This is a genomic window from Nonomuraea sp. NPDC004702 (assembly GCF_053601695.1).
This window is the reverse complement of record NZ_JBSGCE010000012.1, coordinates 64,464-78,992: the sequence shown is the minus strand read 5'-3', so window position 1 is coordinate 78,992 and position 14,529 is coordinate 64,464. Positions and strand designations below refer to the sequence as shown.

Annotated in this window: 16 protein-coding genes; 13 read left to right on the top strand and 3 right to left on the bottom strand. The window is 72.1% G+C overall.

Going from position 1 to position 14,529, the window contains the following annotated elements; translation table 11 throughout:
- The first annotated feature begins 150 nt into the window (after positions 1 to 150).
- A complete protein-coding gene (locus ACWEJ6_RS17495) occupies positions 151 to 1,176 on the top strand; it encodes a 6-phosphofructokinase (protein ID WP_352331196.1) in 1,026 nt (341 codons plus the stop codon).
- A gap of 235 nt (positions 1,177 to 1,411) precedes the next feature.
- On the opposite strand, the gene ACWEJ6_RS17490 is transcribed toward ACWEJ6_RS17495, so the two are convergent.
- Positions 1,412 to 2,278 carry an MHYT domain-containing protein gene (locus ACWEJ6_RS17490; protein WP_387666236.1) on the bottom strand — a complete coding sequence of 289 codons (867 nt, stop codon included), beginning with the start codon at positions 2,276 to 2,278 and terminating at the stop codon, positions 1,412 to 1,414.
- Between the two features lie 114 nt (positions 2,279 to 2,392).
- Here ACWEJ6_RS17490 and macS point away from each other — a divergent pair, with 114 nt between their 5' ends.
- From macS to thiI, 3 genes are all read left to right on the top strand, one after another.
- Positions 2,393 to 3,520 carry a MacS family sensor histidine kinase gene (gene macS, locus ACWEJ6_RS17485; protein WP_452424627.1) on the top strand — a complete coding sequence of 376 codons (1,128 nt, stop codon included), beginning with the start codon at positions 2,393 to 2,395 and terminating at the stop codon, positions 3,518 to 3,520.
- A 9-nt stretch (positions 3,521 to 3,529) separates the two neighbouring features.
- Positions 3,530 to 4,180, top strand: coding sequence for a response regulator (locus tag ACWEJ6_RS17480; RefSeq protein ID WP_387666242.1), 651 nt, complete (start codon positions 3,530 to 3,532; stop codon positions 4,178 to 4,180).
- 67 nt (positions 4,181 to 4,247) lie between these two features.
- Positions 4,248 to 5,444, top strand: a complete 1,197-nt coding sequence (gene thiI, locus ACWEJ6_RS17475; RefSeq protein WP_452424625.1) for a tRNA uracil 4-sulfurtransferase ThiI — start codon at positions 4,248 to 4,250, stop codon at positions 5,442 to 5,444.
- Between the two features lies 1 nt (position 5,445).
- Here the strand turns inward: thiI and ACWEJ6_RS17470 are convergent, their stop codons facing one another.
- On the bottom strand, positions 5,446 to 5,736 hold the full coding sequence (locus ACWEJ6_RS17470; RefSeq protein WP_352330712.1) for a YiaA/YiaB family inner membrane protein: 291 nt from the start codon (positions 5,734 to 5,736) through the stop codon (positions 5,446 to 5,448).
- A 155-nt stretch (positions 5,737 to 5,891) separates the two neighbouring features.
- Here ACWEJ6_RS17470 and ACWEJ6_RS17465 point away from each other — a divergent pair, with 155 nt between their 5' ends.
- The 3 genes from ACWEJ6_RS17465 (at position 5,892) to ACWEJ6_RS17455 (ending at position 8,490) form a co-directional block, all read left to right on the top strand.
- Positions 5,892 to 6,488: a molybdopterin-dependent oxidoreductase gene (locus ACWEJ6_RS17465; protein WP_357993229.1), complete on the top strand. Its 597-nt coding sequence runs from the start codon at positions 5,892 to 5,894 to the stop codon at positions 6,486 to 6,488.
- Between the two features lie 55 nt (positions 6,489 to 6,543).
- Positions 6,544 to 7,683, top strand: a complete 1,140-nt coding sequence (locus ACWEJ6_RS17460; RefSeq protein WP_358294069.1) for a sensor histidine kinase — start codon at positions 6,544 to 6,546, stop codon at positions 7,681 to 7,683.
- Positions 7,684 to 7,749: 66 nt separating this feature from the next.
- Complete coding sequence (locus ACWEJ6_RS17455) at positions 7,750 to 8,490, top strand: LytR/AlgR family response regulator transcription factor (protein ID WP_387647544.1); 741 nt, start codon at positions 7,750 to 7,752, stop codon at positions 8,488 to 8,490.
- Between the two features lie 617 nt (positions 8,491 to 9,107).
- Here ACWEJ6_RS17455 and ACWEJ6_RS17450 read toward each other — a convergent pair.
- Positions 9,108 to 9,950, bottom strand: coding sequence for a deoxyribonuclease IV (locus ACWEJ6_RS17450; RefSeq protein ID WP_352326779.1), 843 nt, complete (start codon positions 9,948 to 9,950; stop codon positions 9,108 to 9,110).
- A 144-nt stretch (positions 9,951 to 10,094) separates the two neighbouring features.
- On the opposite strand from ACWEJ6_RS17450, the gene uraD reads away from it, so the two are divergent.
- From uraD to ACWEJ6_RS17420, 6 genes are read left to right on the top strand one after another with little or no spacing between them, the layout of a single operon-like run.
- The gene (gene uraD, locus ACWEJ6_RS17445; protein ID WP_452424621.1) at positions 10,095 to 10,616 is read left to right on the top strand and encodes a 2-oxo-4-hydroxy-4-carboxy-5-ureidoimidazoline decarboxylase; all 522 of its coding nucleotides are present in this window, start codon (positions 10,095 to 10,097) and stop codon (positions 10,614 to 10,616) included.
- Positions 10,613 to 10,912, top strand: a complete 300-nt coding sequence (gene uraH, locus ACWEJ6_RS17440) for a hydroxyisourate hydrolase (RefSeq protein ID WP_364331632.1) — start codon at positions 10,613 to 10,615, stop codon at positions 10,910 to 10,912. Before uraD ends, uraH begins: the two co-directional genes overlap by 4 nt.
- A complete protein-coding gene (gene pucL / locus ACWEJ6_RS17435) occupies positions 10,913 to 11,776 on the top strand; it encodes a factor-independent urate hydroxylase (RefSeq protein WP_452424619.1) in 864 nt (287 codons plus the stop codon).
- A gap of 5 nt (positions 11,777 to 11,781) precedes the next feature.
- Complete coding sequence (locus ACWEJ6_RS17430; RefSeq protein ID WP_452424617.1) at positions 11,782 to 12,642, top strand: FAD binding domain-containing protein; 861 nt, start codon at positions 11,782 to 11,784, stop codon at positions 12,640 to 12,642.
- Positions 12,642 to 13,112: a (2Fe-2S)-binding protein gene (locus tag ACWEJ6_RS17425; RefSeq protein ID WP_352353219.1), complete on the top strand. Its 471-nt coding sequence runs from the start codon at positions 12,642 to 12,644 to the stop codon at positions 13,110 to 13,112. The genes ACWEJ6_RS17430 and ACWEJ6_RS17425 overlap by 1 nt, the downstream gene beginning before the upstream one ends.
- Entirely contained in the window at positions 13,109 to 14,491 is a 1,383-nt protein-coding gene (locus tag ACWEJ6_RS17420) for an 8-oxoguanine deaminase (RefSeq protein WP_452424614.1), read from the top strand. Before ACWEJ6_RS17425 ends, ACWEJ6_RS17420 begins: the two co-directional genes overlap by 4 nt.
- The last annotated feature ends 38 nt before the right edge of the window (positions 14,492 to 14,529 follow it).

Here is a 14,529-nt window from a genome sequence, read left to right as displayed (position 1 = left end):
CGGAGTGTCGTCAACTCCGGGTTGACGATCGCCGCTTCCAGGAAATGATCGAGGGCCGCGCGTTTGGTCTAGACCACTGAGCGTCGCGGCAGGCACAATGCGAGCAGTCACCGAGCAATGGTTCGTGAACCCCATCGGGAGGAACCCGCCATGCGTATAGGAGTGCTCACCGGAGGCGGAGACTGTCCGGGTCTCAACGCCGTCATCAGGGCCGTGGTGCGTAAGGGGGTGAGCACGTACGGCCATGAGTTCGTGGGCTTCCGCGACGGCTGGCGCGGGCCCCTGGAAGGCGACACGATGCCGCTCGACATCCAGGCCGTACGAGGCATCCTGCCGCGGGGCGGCACCATTCTCGGATCCTCCCGCACCAACCCGATCAAGATCGAGGGCGGCGTCGACCGCATCAAGGAGAACCTCGCCGCCACCGGCGTCGACGCCCTGATCGCCATCGGCGGCGAGGACACGCTCGGCGTGGCCAAACAGCTCTACGACCGCGACGTCAAGGTCGTGGGCGTGCCCAAGACCATCGACAACGACCTGTCCGGCACCGACTACACCTTCGGCTTCGACACCGCGGTCAACATCGCGATGGAGGCCATCGACCGGCTGCACACCACCGCCGAGTCCCACCACCGCGCGCTGATCTGCGAGGTCATGGGCCGCCACGCGGGCTGGATCGCGCTGCACGCGGGCATGGCCGGCGGCGCGAACGTGATCCTCATCCCCGAGAAGCCGTTCGACATCGACCGGGTCTGCGAGTACGTCGAGTCCCGCTTCCGCACCCGCTACTCGCCGATCATCGTCGTGGCCGAGGGCGCCCACCCGATCGAGGGCCAGATGGAGCTGCAGACCGGCACCCTCGACGCGTTCGGTCACGTCCGGCTCGGCGGCATCGGCGAGGTGCTGGCCAAGGAGATCGAGAAGCGCACCGGCAAGGAGGCCCGCACCACCGTGCTCGGCCACATCCAGCGCGGCGGCACCCCGACGGCCTACGACCGGGTGCTGGCCACCAGGTTCGGGCTGCAGGCGATCGACGCCGCGCACGAGGGCGACTACGGCACGATGGTCGCGCTGCGCGGCACCGACATCGTCCGGGTCGGGCTCGACGAGGCGACGGCCGAGCTGAAGACCGTGCCGGCCTCCCGGTACTCCGAGGCCGAGGTGTTCTTCGGGTGAGGCTCTCTACGGCTGGCTGAAAGCGGCTTGCAAGCGCCGGGCCGTACTTTCTGGGCAGCGGGGTTACCGCTTACAACCCCCCTCGGGGTACGGCTTGGGGCGCAGCGAGTCGGCGGCCCACTTTGCGCCGCAAGCCGTACCCAGGAGATAGCTCAATCGCGGGGCGCGCCGAGGTGATCCACCTCCGGCGCGCCCTCGTCGCGTCCGGCCCCGTCCGGACGCTCGTCGCCGCGGGCTACCTGCGGCGGGTGCGCATCATCTGCTGCTGTTGCGGGCGGGGGGCGGCCTGCGGCGCGGGGTAGGCCAGGCGCTGCTGCTGCTGGGCGGCGCGCCGGCGCAGCTCCAGGCGGGCGACCATCTCGGCGTCCTCGTGCAGCTCCTCCTCCGAGGGCGCGAGGATCACCATGAGCAGCATGGTCAGCGTGATCAGGCTGATCACGGTCATCAGGGGGACGAGGAAGTCGAGGGCGTCCGCGCCGGTGACCATGCCGGGCTCGGCGTCGACGGTGACCCGCATGGCGTACATGCCGGTGTAGTGCATGCCCGAGACGGCCACGCCCATGACCAGCGCCGCGCCGGTGATCCAGACCGGCTTCTTGACCCGCAGGGTGAACCAGAGCGCGGCGGTCGCGGCCACGACCGCGATCACCACGGACCCGGCCACGATCGTGCGGTCGTAGGAGACGTGGGCGCTCATGTTCATCGCGTACATGCCGAGGTAGTGCATGCTGGCCACGCCGAGCCCGGTGAGCAGGCCGCCGCCGAGCAGCGCCAGCGCCCGGCCGCGGCCGTAGGAGACCAGGAACAGCCCGGTGCCGACCACCACCACGGCCACGGCGGCCGAGGCGACGGTGAGCGGCACGTCGTACTTGATCTGCGTGCCCTCCACCGCGAAGCCCATCATCCCGACGAAGTGCATGACCCAGATGCCGGTGCCGCCGATGGAGATGGCCGCGCCGATCAGCCAGCGCACCCGCGACGCGCCGCGGCTGGCGTGCGCCTGTGCGGTGAGCCGCAGTCCGAGCATCGAACCCAGGCACGACATCAGGTACGCCAGCAGCGGTGTGAGCGGTCCGTGGGTGAAATGATTAACAGCGGTCATATATCGACATTCCTTGTGATTAGGGGTTGACGGATTGTGTCATCCGGTCTGTCCCTTCCGCATGGATAACGCAACTATCTGTCAACCGGCGTGTCGGAAACATGAGAGGGTCTCATGAGCATCGAGGGGCCCTTCTGGCGCGCGATCGCCGTCTTCCGCGCCGCGTCGTTGCTGTACGCCGCCGTGCTGATGGCCCAGTACCGCGGGTACGAGCAGCCGGTCGCCGGCTGGCTGGTGATCGCCCTGATGGCGTTGTGGACGGCCGGAGCCACGTACGCGTACGCGTCGGAAAGGCTGCGCGGGTGGCCGCTGCTGGCCGTGGACATGGTGGTGGCGCTGGCCTGCCTGCTGGCGTCCCCGTACGTGGAGGGCGCCCGTCAGGGCGTGGCGGGCACCATGCCCGTGCCCGCCACCTGGGTCGCCGCGCCCGTCCTGGCCTGGGCCGTGTACGGCGGCAGGCGCGCGGGCGCGGTGGCGGCGGCCCTGGTCGCCGCCGCGGACCTGTGGCTGCGCGTGCGCGCCCCGGAGGCGCCCGTGATGATCAACGGCGCGGTCCTGCTGTTCCTGTCAGGAGTGGTTGTCGGACACGTGGCCCGGCTGGCCAAGGAGGCCGAGGAGCGCATGCAGCGCGCGGCCGAGATGGAGGCCGCCCAGCGCGAACGCGACCGGCTGGCCCGCGACCTGCACGACTCCGTCCTGCAGGTGCTGGCCCTGGTCCAGCGGCGCGGCCGGCAGATCGGCGGCGAGGCGGCCGAGCTGGGCCGCCTGGCAGGCGAGCAGGAGGCCGCGCTGCGCGAGCTCATCGCCGCCCGCCCCGCCCCGACCGGCGCCACGGACCTGCGCTCCCTGCTCATGCGGCACGGCTCGCCGCTGGTGACGGTCTCCACCCCGGCCACGCCGCTCGTCCTGCCCACCCCGGCGGCCGAGGGCGTCGCGGCCGCGGTCGGGGCCGCACTGGACAACGTGCGCGAGCACTGCGGCGCGGACGCGCGGGCCTGGGTGTTCGCCGAGTCCTGCGACGACGTGGTCATGGTCACCGTGCGCGACGAGGGTCGCGGCATCCCGGAGGGGCGCCTGGAGCGGGCCGCCGCCGAGGGCCGCCTGGGCGTCGCGCAGTCCATCCGCGGGCGCGTCGCCGACCTGGGCGGGACGGTCGCCGTCGCCTCCACGCCGTCCGGGACCGAGATCGAGATCAGTCTTCCCTGCGGACAGGCGCGGATAGGCGGGGACCGGCCCGGTTAGAGTGACGTCATGGTGCGGGTCATGGTGGTGGACGACCATCCCATGTGGCGCGACGGCGTGGCCAGGGATCTGTCCGAGGCGGGCTACGAGGTCGTGGCCGTGGTGGGGGAGGGGCGGCAGGCGATCAGGGCGGCCGCGGCCGTGCGCCCCCAGGTCGTCGTGCTGGATCTGCGCCTGCCCGACATGTCCGGCGCGGAGGTGGCCGCCGGGCTGGCCGGGGCCGAGCCGGCGCCCAAGGTCCTGGTGTTGTCGGCCAGCGCCGAGCAGGACGACGTGCTGGCGGCCGTCAAGGCGGGCGCGTCCGGCTACCTGGTGAAGTCGGCGAGCCGGGAGGAGTTCCTCGACGCCGTCCGCCGCACCGCCGAGGGCGACGCCGTCTTCACGCCGGGCCTGGCCGGGCTGGTGCTGGGGGAGTACCGGCGGCTGGCCGCGCGCCCCGCCGGACGCGCCGACGACGACGGCCCGAGGCTGACCGAGCGCGAGACGGAGGTGCTCAGGCTGGTCGCCAAGGGCCTGACCTACCGGCAGGTCGCCGACCGCCTGGTGCTCTCCCACCGCACGGTCCAGAACCACGTGCAGAACACGCTGAGCAAGCTCCAGCTGCACAACCGGGTGGAACTGGTCCGATATGCGATCGAGCAGGGCCTCGACGCGGACTAAACTCGATGGGTCGCGGCGTTGCCTTCCTAGCGGCCGCGCCTTCCCCGTCTTCCCCGGAGGTTCCACCATGACGATGTCCGCCCTGGGCGAGCCATGCGTTCTGCTCAAGCTGGGCGAGATCGTTCTCAAGGGCAAGAACCGTGAGCTGTTCGAGCGCCGCCTGATCGACAACATCCGCTTCGCGCTCCAGGATCTCGGCCTCAAGACGGACGTCCGCCGGCGCCACGGCGTCGTCGCGATCTTCCTGCCCGAGGGGGCGGACGTCGAGCAGGCCGACGCGGTGGCCCGGCGGGTCGCCGACGTGCCCGGCCTGGTGTGGATCCACCGCGCCTGGCGGGTGGCCAAGGACCCCGACACCGTGCTCAAGGCCGGCCTGGAACTGATCCGCGACCGCGAGGAGGTCGCCCGCGGGGCCCGCTTCGCGGTGCGCTCCCGCCGCCGCGACAAGCGCTTCCCGCTGACCTCCAACGAGCTCGACCGGCTCGTCGGCGGCGCGATCAACGACGAGTACCACCTGCCCGTCGACCTGAAGAACCCCGAGCTGACCGTCTTCATCGAGGTCGACCGGGACGAGGTGTTCGTCTTCACCGACGGCATCCCGGGCCAGGGCGGCCTGCCGGTCGGCAGCAGCGGCCGGGCGCTGGTGCTCATGTCGGGCGGCATCGACTCGCCGGTGGCGGCCTACCGGATGATGAAGCGCGGCCTGCACGTCGACTTCCTGCACTTCTCCGGCATCCCGTTCACCACCTCCGAGTCGATCTACAAGGCGTACGCGCTGGTCAGGAAGCTCGACCGGTTCCAGGGCAGGTCGCGGCTGTGGGTGGTGCCGTTCGGCAAGGCGCAGCAGTCGATCCGCAACTCGGGCCAGGACCGCCTGGCCGTGATCGCCCAGCGGCGGCTCATGCTGAAGACGGCCGAGGAGGTCGCCCACCGCATCCGCGCCGGCGCGCTGATCACCGGCGACGCGCTCGGCCAGGTCTCCTCCCAGACGCTGGCCAACATCACCGCCCAGGACAACGCGGTCGAGCTGCCGATCCTGCGCCCGCTCGTGGGCTGGGACAAGACCGAGATCATGGCCGAGGCCCGGCGCATCGGCACGCTGGAGATCTCGGAGCTGCCCGACGAGGACTGCTGCTCCCTGCTGGCTCCCAAGCGCGCCGAGACGCGGGCCAAGATCGACGACCTCAAGCAGATCGAGAAGCGGCTCGACGCCGAGGAGCTGTGCGTGCAGCTCGCCGACTCGATCCAGGAGTACACGCTGTAGCTCAGGCCGCGTCGACCTTGAACGGGTCGTGCTCGGCCAGCAGCTTGTCCAGCCTGGCCTGGTCCACGCGGTTGGTCACCTCCGCCAGCTCCTGCCGGTCGCGGACGACCTTGCACAGGTTGACCGTGGAGGTGACCACGTACAGCAGGCCGAGCGCGAGGAACGCCCTGATCCAGCCGGAGGCCGGCAGGTAGATCAGGGCGATCACCACGGACGACACGGAGACGGCGAACGACAGGACCGCCTGGACGTAGAACGCGGCGGTCTGCGTGGGACGGATGGGCTTGCTCATGAGTTCATGGTGATCTCGCAGGCCAGGCCGTCGCATGAGGTTTCGTACTCAAGTTACTAATGAGTACGAAAGGCCCGGCCGCAGCCCCGGACGCGGGGCGTGGGCGGGCCGATGGCAGGATGGCCCAAGACGCGAGATCGGTGAGGGGAGTGATCGTGGAGGAGTCGCGCCTGCCTCCAGGCCAGTACGTCCCGCGCGGCCGCCCCGTGATCCACTACGGCAGGGTGCCCGCGTTCAAGCCGGACAGCTGGGACTTCCGCGTCTTCGGCGCCACGGCCTCCGGCGAGGAGCACTGCCTGACGTGGGCGGACTTCGAGCTGCTGCCCCGGGACACGCGCATCGCCGACTTCCACTGCGTCACCAAGTTCTCCCTCATGGCCAACGAGTGGCGGGGCGTCACCCCGGCCACGATCATGGAGCTGGCGCCGCCCGACCCCGGCGTGCGCCACGTCATGATCTGGGCCGAGTACGGCTACAGCGCCAACCTCCGCATGTCCGACTTCGCCGCCCCCGACACCCTGTTCGCCACCGAGCTGGACGAGAAGCCGCTCAGCCCCGACCGCGGTTTCCCCGTGCGCATCGTGGTCCCCCACCTGTACGCGTGGAAGAGCGTCAAGTGGGTGCGCGCCGTCGAATACCTCCTGGAGGACCGGCGCGGCTTCTGGGAGGAACGCGGATACCACAACCTGGCAGATCCCTGGCGCGAACAGCGCTACTCCTACCAGGAGGAACCCGGCGAGGGCCCCCCGTAGACTTCACTGCGGGTTTCCACCCGAACACGACCGGTTATTGGCTACGGTTTGGCGCATGCAGACCACCGCATGCGTGGCGCTCTCCCTCCTGCTCTTCCTCCTCGGCTACGCCTGCGCCAGGACGCGCCGCCCGGCGCTCCCGGAAGGCGGCGGCAAGCACGAGGCCACCTTCACCGCGTTGCACGTCGCGGGGCTGGCCGCACCCGCCCTGCGCGGCGGGCTCGACCGCGACTCGGCGCGCAAGGCCGTACGCCACCTGCACGCGCTGCTCGGCACCCGCGCCGTCGCGATCACCTCCACCGACGCCGCGCTGGCCTGGAACGGCCCGTGCACCGACGACGTGCTCACCTACGCCCGCACCACCCTGGCCGCCGGGCGGGCGCAGGTGTTCGCCGGGCGGCCGTACGGGGCCGTGGTCGTGCCGCTGACCGTGGACGACACGGTCGTGGGCACGCTGGCGGCCTTCGACGAGGAGGTCAGCGCGGCGCTCGTGCGCGCCGTGACCGAGCTGGGCCGCTGGGTGTCGGGGCAACTGGAGCTGGCCGACCTCGACGCCTCCCGCAGGCGGGCCCTGGAGGCCGAGATGCGCGCCCTTCGTGCCCAGATCTCGCCGCACTTCGTCTACAACGCGCTGACCACGATCGCCTCGTTCGTCCGGACGAACCCCAAGCGCGCCCGCGAGCTGCTGCTCGACTTCGCCGACTTCTCCCGCTACGCCCTGCGCCGGGCCCACGACTTCACCACCCTGGCCGACGAGCTGACCTGCGTCGACCGGTACCTGCTGCTGGAGCGCGCCCGCTTCGGCGACAAGCTGCGCTTCAGCCTTCAGGTCGCGCCCGAGGTGCTGCCGGTCCCGGTGCCGTTCCTGTGCCTGCAACCGCTGGTGGAGAACGCCATCAAGCACGGCATGCGCGGCCGGCGCGGCGGCGGCGAGGTGCGGGTCGTGGTCCGCGACGCCGGCCCCGAGGCCCACATCACCGTCGAGGACGACGGCACCGGCATGGACCCCGAGTGCGCCAGGCGCATGCTCGACGGCGAACCGGCCCGCGAGGGCGGCGGCATCGGCCTGGCCAACGTGGACCTGCGCATGCGCCAGATCTACGGCGACGGCTACGGCCTCGTCGTGGAGACCGCGCTCGGCGCCGGCACCCGGGTACGGCTGCGCGTCCCGAAGACGCAATTTACCTCATTGTAGTCAATTCCTTACGCTGAGCTGGCGTGTCGCTTGTGACCTCTGCTTTCATACGGCAGCGTGGAGCCCATGCTGAGGGTCCTGGCGGTCGACGACGAGCTGCCCGCTCTTGAGGAGCTCGCCTACCTGCTGCGCCAGGACACGAGAATCGAACACGTCGCGACCGCGGCCGACGGCGTCACCGCGCTGCAGGACATGGTGCAGATGATCGGCGGCGGCGAGCGGCTCGACGCGATCTTCCTCGACATCCGGATGCCGGGCCTCGACGGGCTCGACCTCGCCCGGCTGGTCGGCGGCTTCCCCAGCCCCCCCAAGCTGGTGTTCGTCACGGCGCACGAGGAGTGCGCGGTGCAGGCGTTCGAGCTGGAGGCCGTCGACTACCTGCTCAAACCGGTCCGGGCCGAGCGCCTGGCGGAGGCGGTCAGGCGGCTGGAGGCGGCCTCCGCGCCGCTCGCCGAGCCGAGCCAGGACGACGTGATCCCGGTCGAGCTGGGCGGGCGCACCAGATTCGTGCCGCAGCAGGCCATCTGGTTCGCCGAGGCCAAGGGCGACTACGTGCGGCTGCACACCGGCGACGGCAGCTACCTCGTCCGCATGTCGCTGGCCGCGCTCGAACGCCGCTGGTCGGAGGCGGGGTTCATCCGCGTCCACCGCAGCACCCTGGTCTCGGCCCGGCACGTCAGCGAGCTGCGCTTCGAGGGCGGCCGGGTCACGCTCACCGTCGGCACCGAGACGTTGCAGGTCAGCCGGCGGCACAGCCGTCAGGTGCGCGAACAGCTCGTCCGCCAGCATCGCGGCGTCTTCTCCTGACCGCCGGCCCGCGGGGGCTGGTGCCGATGGGTGGGCGTGAAGCTGGGCGTGTCCGGCGGGCGCCGGGCGGGCGCCGGGCCCCGGCCGCCGGGCGGTCTGCCGCTGTGATGGTAAAAGATTTCCCAGGTCACGTCGGGGGCGGGCCCTTGGCGCCGGTTCCCGCGATGCCCTCCAGGGGGCTGCCGATCGCTGGGAGGACCCATGAACCAGCCGTTCGTCGCTCGCGGGTGACCGCTCGCCGTCCGGCCACCCTCCGTATGTCGATGACTACAGACCGTTCAGCGAGCTGGCCGCGAACAGGGTTTCGCCCACAAGATCGCGACCGTAGTGTTTCGGCATCGGAAGCCACCCGGCGCATCGGGGGGGACGGGCCGCAAGGCCCAAGCAAGGGCCTGATGCGTCGGCTTCACCGGTGACCACCAGGTCACCACGGCTGTCGGGCCTTTGACCGGGGGGTAGGGCCCGCCTGCCGATCAGGTGAGGGGGCGCCTGCGGAGGCCACGGACCCCGGCCCCGCGATCCGGCCTTCGGGGGCGGCCGGATCGTGCGAGCAGGCGCCCCTATCACGATTGCCGACCTGGACGGGCTCTCATCCCCTCACCGGGGATCGCGCCGGGTCAGCCCTCGTCGCGGAGCTTCTTCAGCAGCTCGATGTCCTCGCGGTGCTTGTCGGCCTTGCCGGGCGTCTCGATGCAGATGGGCACGCCCGCCACCGCCGGATGCCGCATGATCTCGGCGAACGGCTGCGCGCCGATGTGGCCCGCGCCGATGTTCTCGTGCCGGTCCTTCTTGGCCCCGCACACGTCTTTGCTGTCGTTGGCGTGGATGAGCTTGAGCCGGCCGGGCGCGATGGCGTGCAGGGCGTCGAACGTCTCCCGCACCCCGCCCTCGGCGGCCAGGTCGTGGCCGGCGGCGAAGGCGTGGCAGGTGTCGAGGCAGACGCAGGCCCGCGGGTGCCAGTCGAGCGCGGCGAGATAGGGCTCCAGGTCCTGGACGGTCGCGCAGAGCATCGCGCCCTGGCCCGCCATGGGCTCCAGCAGCAGGTCGGGGCCGCCCTCGGGGATCTCGTCGAGCAGCGGCAGCAGGGTCTCGCGGATCTGCCGCAGCGCGTCGTCGCGGGACTGGGTGACGGCCGAGCCGGTGTGGACCACGACGCCCTTGGCGCCGGTCTCGACCCCGCGCCGCAGCCCGTGGCGGACGACGGCGATGGAGTTGGCCAGCGTCTCGGGGTTGGGCGAGCCGAAGTTCACCAGGTACGGCACGTGGATGAACGCGGTGACGCCGGACTCGGCCAGCTTGGCGTCCTCGGCGGGCTTGCCGTCGTTGAGCGCCCAGCCGCGCGGGTTGGTGACGAACACCTGGACCATCTCGGCGCCGATCTCGGCCATGTACTTCAGGCCGCCGGTCGCCAGGCCGCCGGTGACGGACACGTGCCCGCCGATCAGGGATGTCAAGGTCATGATGGCTCCAGTGTAGGCGCAGCTCAGGGGCGTCCCGGCCGGGGCCGGGTTGGAGCATGACACGAAAAGTCCTGGCCATCCCGTTGCGTACTTGGGAGTTCTCACGGATGGACCGGGAACCAGGCCCGTGTGTGTACTGCTGACATGTCCAACTCCCTGGCCGGGTTCAACCGGCGGCCGCGCGCGGAGGCGGAGGCGGAGCTGCTGGCCTGCTGCGCCTCCCGCGCGTTCGCCGCGGCGGTGGCCGCCCGCAGGCCCTACGCCGCCCGCGAACGGCTCGCCGAGGCCGCCGAGACGGCGGTGCGCGAGCTGACGTGGCCCGACGTGCTGGAGGCGCTGGCGGCCCACCCGCGCATCGGGGAACGCCCGTCCGGGGACGGCCGGGAGTCGCGCTGGTCACGCCAGGAGCAGGCGGGCGCGCACCCGGAGGCGCCGGGGGCCGAGGAGCTGCGGGCCGCGCTGGCCGCGGGCAACCGCGCGTACGAGGAGCGGTTCGGGTACGTCTACCTGGTCTGCGCCACCGGCCTGAGCGGGACCGAGCTGCTGGCCCGGCTGCGCGCCCGGCTGGACAACGACGCGGAGACCGAGCGCGGGGTCGTCCGCGAGGAACTGGTGAAGATCACCCGGCTTCGGCTGGGGAAGCTCATGGAAGGGGAGGGGAGATGAGCTTCTCGACGCACGTCCTGGACGCGGTCTCGGGCCGCCCGGCCGCCGGGGTGGGCGTCCGGCTGGAGCACGAGGGCCGCGTGCTGGCCCGGGGCAGCACCGACGACGACGGCCGGATCAAGGGCTGGGACACCGAGGAGGGCGTGCACCGGGTCGTCTTCGACACCGGCGCCTACCTGGCCGACACCTTCTACCCCGAGGTCGTCATCGCCTTCACCGTCACCGACGCCGCGGCGCACCACCACGTGCCGCTGCTGCTCAGCCCGTACGCCTACTCCACCTACCGAGGGAGCTAGATGACCGTCAAGCTGGGCCCCAACCGTTACGGCAAGGCGGAGACCAGGCTGGTCCACGTGGTCAGGGAGGGGGCCGTCCACCACCTCAAGGACATCAACGTCAGCACCTCGCTGTCGGGCGACATGGAGGAGGTGCACAGGAACGGCAGCAACGCCGCCGTCCTGCCCACCGACACGCAGAAGAACACCGCCTACGCCTTCGCCAGGAAGCACGGCGTCGGCGAGATCGAGGACTTCGCCCTCTTACTGGCCCGCCACTACGTCTCCGCGCACCCGTCCATCCACCACGCGCGGGTGGAGATCGAGGAGTACGCCTGGAACCGCATCCCCGGCGAGTCGCGGCACTCCTTCGTGCGCGACGGCGGCGAGGTGCGCACCTGCGTCGTCCACCACGACAGGGACGGCCGCACCACCGTCGTGTCCGGCCTGACGGACCTGGTCGTGCTGAACTCGACCGGCTCGGAGTTCCACGGCTACCTCGTGGACGAGTACACCACCCTCCAGCCGACGACCGACCGCGTCCTGGCCACCGCGGTCACCGCCCGCTGGCGGCACGCCGGGACGGGCGAGCGCCCGCCGTACGCGCAGGTGCGCGCGTGCCTGCTGGACGCCTTCGCGCAGACGCACAGCCTGTCGTTGCAGCAGACCCTCTACGCGATGGGCGAGCGGGTGCTGACGACCTGCCCGCAGGTCTGCGAGGTGCGGCTGACGCTGCCGAACAAGCACCACTTCCTGGTCGACCTGTCGCCGTTCGGCCTGGACAACGAGAACGAGGTCTTCTACGCCGCCGACCGTCCCTACGGGCTGATCGAGGGCAGTGTGCTGCGTGAGGACGCACCCGACGCGGGATTCGCCTGGGAGTGAGGACGATGGACTTCTTGCGGCCCACCACGTGGGCGCAGGCGCTGGCCGCCAAGGCGGACCGGCCCGGAGCGCTGCCCGTCCAGGGCGGCACCGACGTGATGGTCGAGATCAACTTCGACGTGCGCAGGCCGGAGGCGCTGCTCGACCTCAACCAGGTGGCCGAGCTGCGCGAATGGGGCATGACCGACGGGGTCTGCCGGATCGGGTCCGGGGTCACGTACGCCACGGTCGTCGACGAGCTGGGCGGCGTGCTGCCGGGGCTCGCGCAGGCCGCGCGCACGGTCGGCTCGCCGCAGATCCGCAACCGCGGCACGGTCGCCGGCAACCTCGGCGCGGCCTCGCCCGCGGGCGACAGCCATCCGCCGCTGCTGGCGGCGGGCGCGGTCGTCGAGGTCGAGTCGCGCGAGCGCGGCACCCGGCTGATCCCCGCGGCCGAGTTCTACCTCGGGGTCAAGCGCAACGCCCTGGAGCCGGACGAGCTGATCAGGGCCGTGCGCGTCGAACCCGCCCAGGGACCGCAGTACTTCTCCAAGGTCGGCACGCGCAACGCCATGGTGATCGCGGTGTGCTCGTTCGCGGTCGCGCTGCACCCCGGCGAGCGGCGGGTCGGCACCGGGATCGGCTCGGCCGCGCCCACGCCGCGCCGCGCCCTGGAGGCGGAGGAGCTGCTGGCCCGGGAGCTGGACTGGCACGCCCCGCTCGACCCCGCGCTGCTGGCCCGCTTCGGCGAGCTGTGCGCGCGGGCCGCCGCGCCGATCGACGACGTGCGCGGCACCGCCGCCTACCGGGTGCACGCGGTCGGCGTGATGGCCCGGCGCACGCTCACCTGGGCCTGGAACGACCACCTCGCGAGAAGGGCCGCCTGATGCGCCTGAACGTCACCGTCAACGGCCGCGCCCACAGCGTGGACGACGTCTGGGAGGGGGAGAGCCTGCTGTACGTGCTGCGCGAGCGGATCGGGCTCCCCGGCTCCAAGAACGCCTGCGAGCAGGGCGAGTGCGGCTCGTGCACGGTCTACCTCGACGGGCTGCCGGTCTGCTCGTGCCTGGTCGCCGCCGGGCAGGCCGAGGGGCGGCGGGTGCGCACGGTCGAGGGGCTGGCTGCGGGCGACCGGCTCGACCCGGTGCAGGAGGCGTTCGCCGAGTGCGGGGCCGTGCAGTGCGGGTTCTGCACCCCTGGGCTCGTCGTACAGGCCCATGACCTGCTCGAACGCGTGCCCCGGCCGTCCGACGCGGAGATCCGCGAGGCGCTGGCGGGCAACCTGTGCCGCTGCACCGGCTACGAGAAGATCCTCGACGCGGTCCGGCTGGCCGCCGCGCGGAAGGCGTCCCGATGACCCTGCTGATCGAGAACGTGCACATCGCGCCCGTCGCCGGCCCTGAGATCCCGTCCGGCCACCTCGTCGTCGAGGGCGACCGGATCGCCGCGCTCGGCCCCGGCCCCGCGCCCGCCACCCCCGGCGCCCGGCGGGTGGACGGCTCCGGCTGCCTGGCCACCCCCGGCCTGGTCAACACCCACCACCACCTCTACCAGTGGGCCTCCCAGGGGCTGGCCCAGGACGCCACCCTGTTCGAGTGGCTGGTGGCGCTCTACGACGTGTGGGCCGCCATGGACGCCGAGGTCGTCAGGGGCGCGGCCACGGCCGGGCTCGGCTGGCTGGCGCTGTCCGGCTGCACCACCTCCAGCGACCACCACTACGTCTTCCCCAAGGGCCGGGGCGACCTGCTCGCGGCCGAGGTCGAGGCGGCGCGGGAGATCGGCCTGCGCTTCCACCCGGCGCGCGGCTCGATGGACCTGGGCCGCTCGCAGGGCGGGCTGCCGCCGGACGAGGTGGTCGAGCAGCTCGACGACGTGCTGGCCGCGACGGCCGAGGCGGTGGACGCCCACCACGACCCGTCGCCGTCCTCGATGGTGCGGGTCGCGGTCGCGCCGTGCTCGCCGTTCTCGGCCGGCGCCGAGCTGATGACCCAGTCGGCGGCCCTGGCCAGGGCCAAGGGCGTCCGCCTGCACACCCATCTGGCCGAGACGCTCGACGAGGACGAGCACTGCGTCGAGCGGTTCGGACTGCGTCCGGTCGACTACATGGACAAGCTGGGCTGGCTGGGGCCCGACGTGTGGCTCGCGCACGCCGTGCACCTCAGCGACGCCGACATCGCCAAGCTCGCCCGCACCGGCACGGGCGCGGCCCACTGCCCCTCCTCCAACGGCCGCCTCGGCTCCGGGATCGCCCGCGTGTCGGAGATGCTGCGCCGGGGCGTGAACGTCGGGCTCGGCGTGGACGGCAGCGCCTCCGCCGAGCTGACCTCACTGGCCGGGGAGATGCGGCAGGCCCTGCTGTTCCAGCGGGCCAGGTACGGCCCCCGCGCGCTGTCGGCCCGCCAGGCGCTGGAGCTGGCCACCCTGGGCGGGGCGCGCAACCTGGGCCGCGAGGCGGAGCTCGGCTCGCTGGAGCCGGGCAAGCTGGCCGACGTCGTCCTGTGGCGGACCGGCGGGCCCTTCACCGCCGCCGTGGCCGACCCGGTGTGCGCGCTGGTGTTCGGGCCCCCGCCGCCGGTGGCCCGCGTCCTGGTCGGCGGCCGGACCGTGGTCGAGGACGGCGAGCTGCGGACGACGTCCCACGACGCGGCCGGACGGGCGGGCGCCGAGGCCCACCGCAGGCTGATGCGGCTGGCGGCCGAGCGCGGGCACTCGGCGGGCAGGGAGGTCCAGCACTAGGGTGGTGAATGTCCGGAACGTGGCATTCAGTACCGAAA

Coding starts and splice junctions, on each gene's coding strand:
- ACWEJ6_RS17495 (WP_352331196.1), top strand. CDS start 151: ATGCGTATAGGAGTGCTCACCGGAGGCGGAGACTGTCCGGGTCTCAAC.
- ACWEJ6_RS17490 (WP_387666236.1), bottom strand. CDS start 2,278: ATGACCGCTGTTAATCATTTCACCCACGGACCGCTCACACCGCTGCTG.
- macS (WP_452424627.1), top strand. CDS start 2,393: ATGAGCATCGAGGGGCCCTTCTGGCGCGCGATCGCCGTCTTCCGCGCC.
- ACWEJ6_RS17480 (WP_387666242.1), top strand. CDS start 3,530: ATGGTGCGGGTCATGGTGGTGGACGACCATCCCATGTGGCGCGACGGC.
- thiI (WP_452424625.1), top strand. CDS start 4,248: ATGACGATGTCCGCCCTGGGCGAGCCATGCGTTCTGCTCAAGCTGGGC.
- ACWEJ6_RS17470 (WP_352330712.1), bottom strand. CDS start 5,736: ATGAGCAAGCCCATCCGTCCCACGCAGACCGCCGCGTTCTACGTCCAG.
- ACWEJ6_RS17460 (WP_358294069.1), top strand. CDS start 6,544: ATGCAGACCACCGCATGCGTGGCGCTCTCCCTCCTGCTCTTCCTCCTC.
- ACWEJ6_RS17455 (WP_387647544.1), top strand. CDS start 7,750: ATGCTGAGGGTCCTGGCGGTCGACGACGAGCTGCCCGCTCTTGAGGAG.
- ACWEJ6_RS17450 (WP_352326779.1), bottom strand. CDS start 9,950: ATGACCTTGACATCCCTGATCGGCGGGCACGTGTCCGTCACCGGCGGC.
- uraD (WP_452424621.1), top strand. CDS start 10,095: ATGTCCAACTCCCTGGCCGGGTTCAACCGGCGGCCGCGCGCGGAGGCG.
- uraH (WP_364331632.1), top strand. CDS start 10,613: ATGAGCTTCTCGACGCACGTCCTGGACGCGGTCTCGGGCCGCCCGGCC.
- pucL (WP_452424619.1), top strand. CDS start 10,913: ATGACCGTCAAGCTGGGCCCCAACCGTTACGGCAAGGCGGAGACCAGG.
- ACWEJ6_RS17430 (WP_452424617.1), top strand. CDS start 11,782: ATGGACTTCTTGCGGCCCACCACGTGGGCGCAGGCGCTGGCCGCCAAG.
- ACWEJ6_RS17425 (WP_352353219.1), top strand. CDS start 12,642: ATGCGCCTGAACGTCACCGTCAACGGCCGCGCCCACAGCGTGGACGAC.
- ACWEJ6_RS17420 (WP_452424614.1), top strand. CDS start 13,109: ATGACCCTGCTGATCGAGAACGTGCACATCGCGCCCGTCGCCGGCCCT.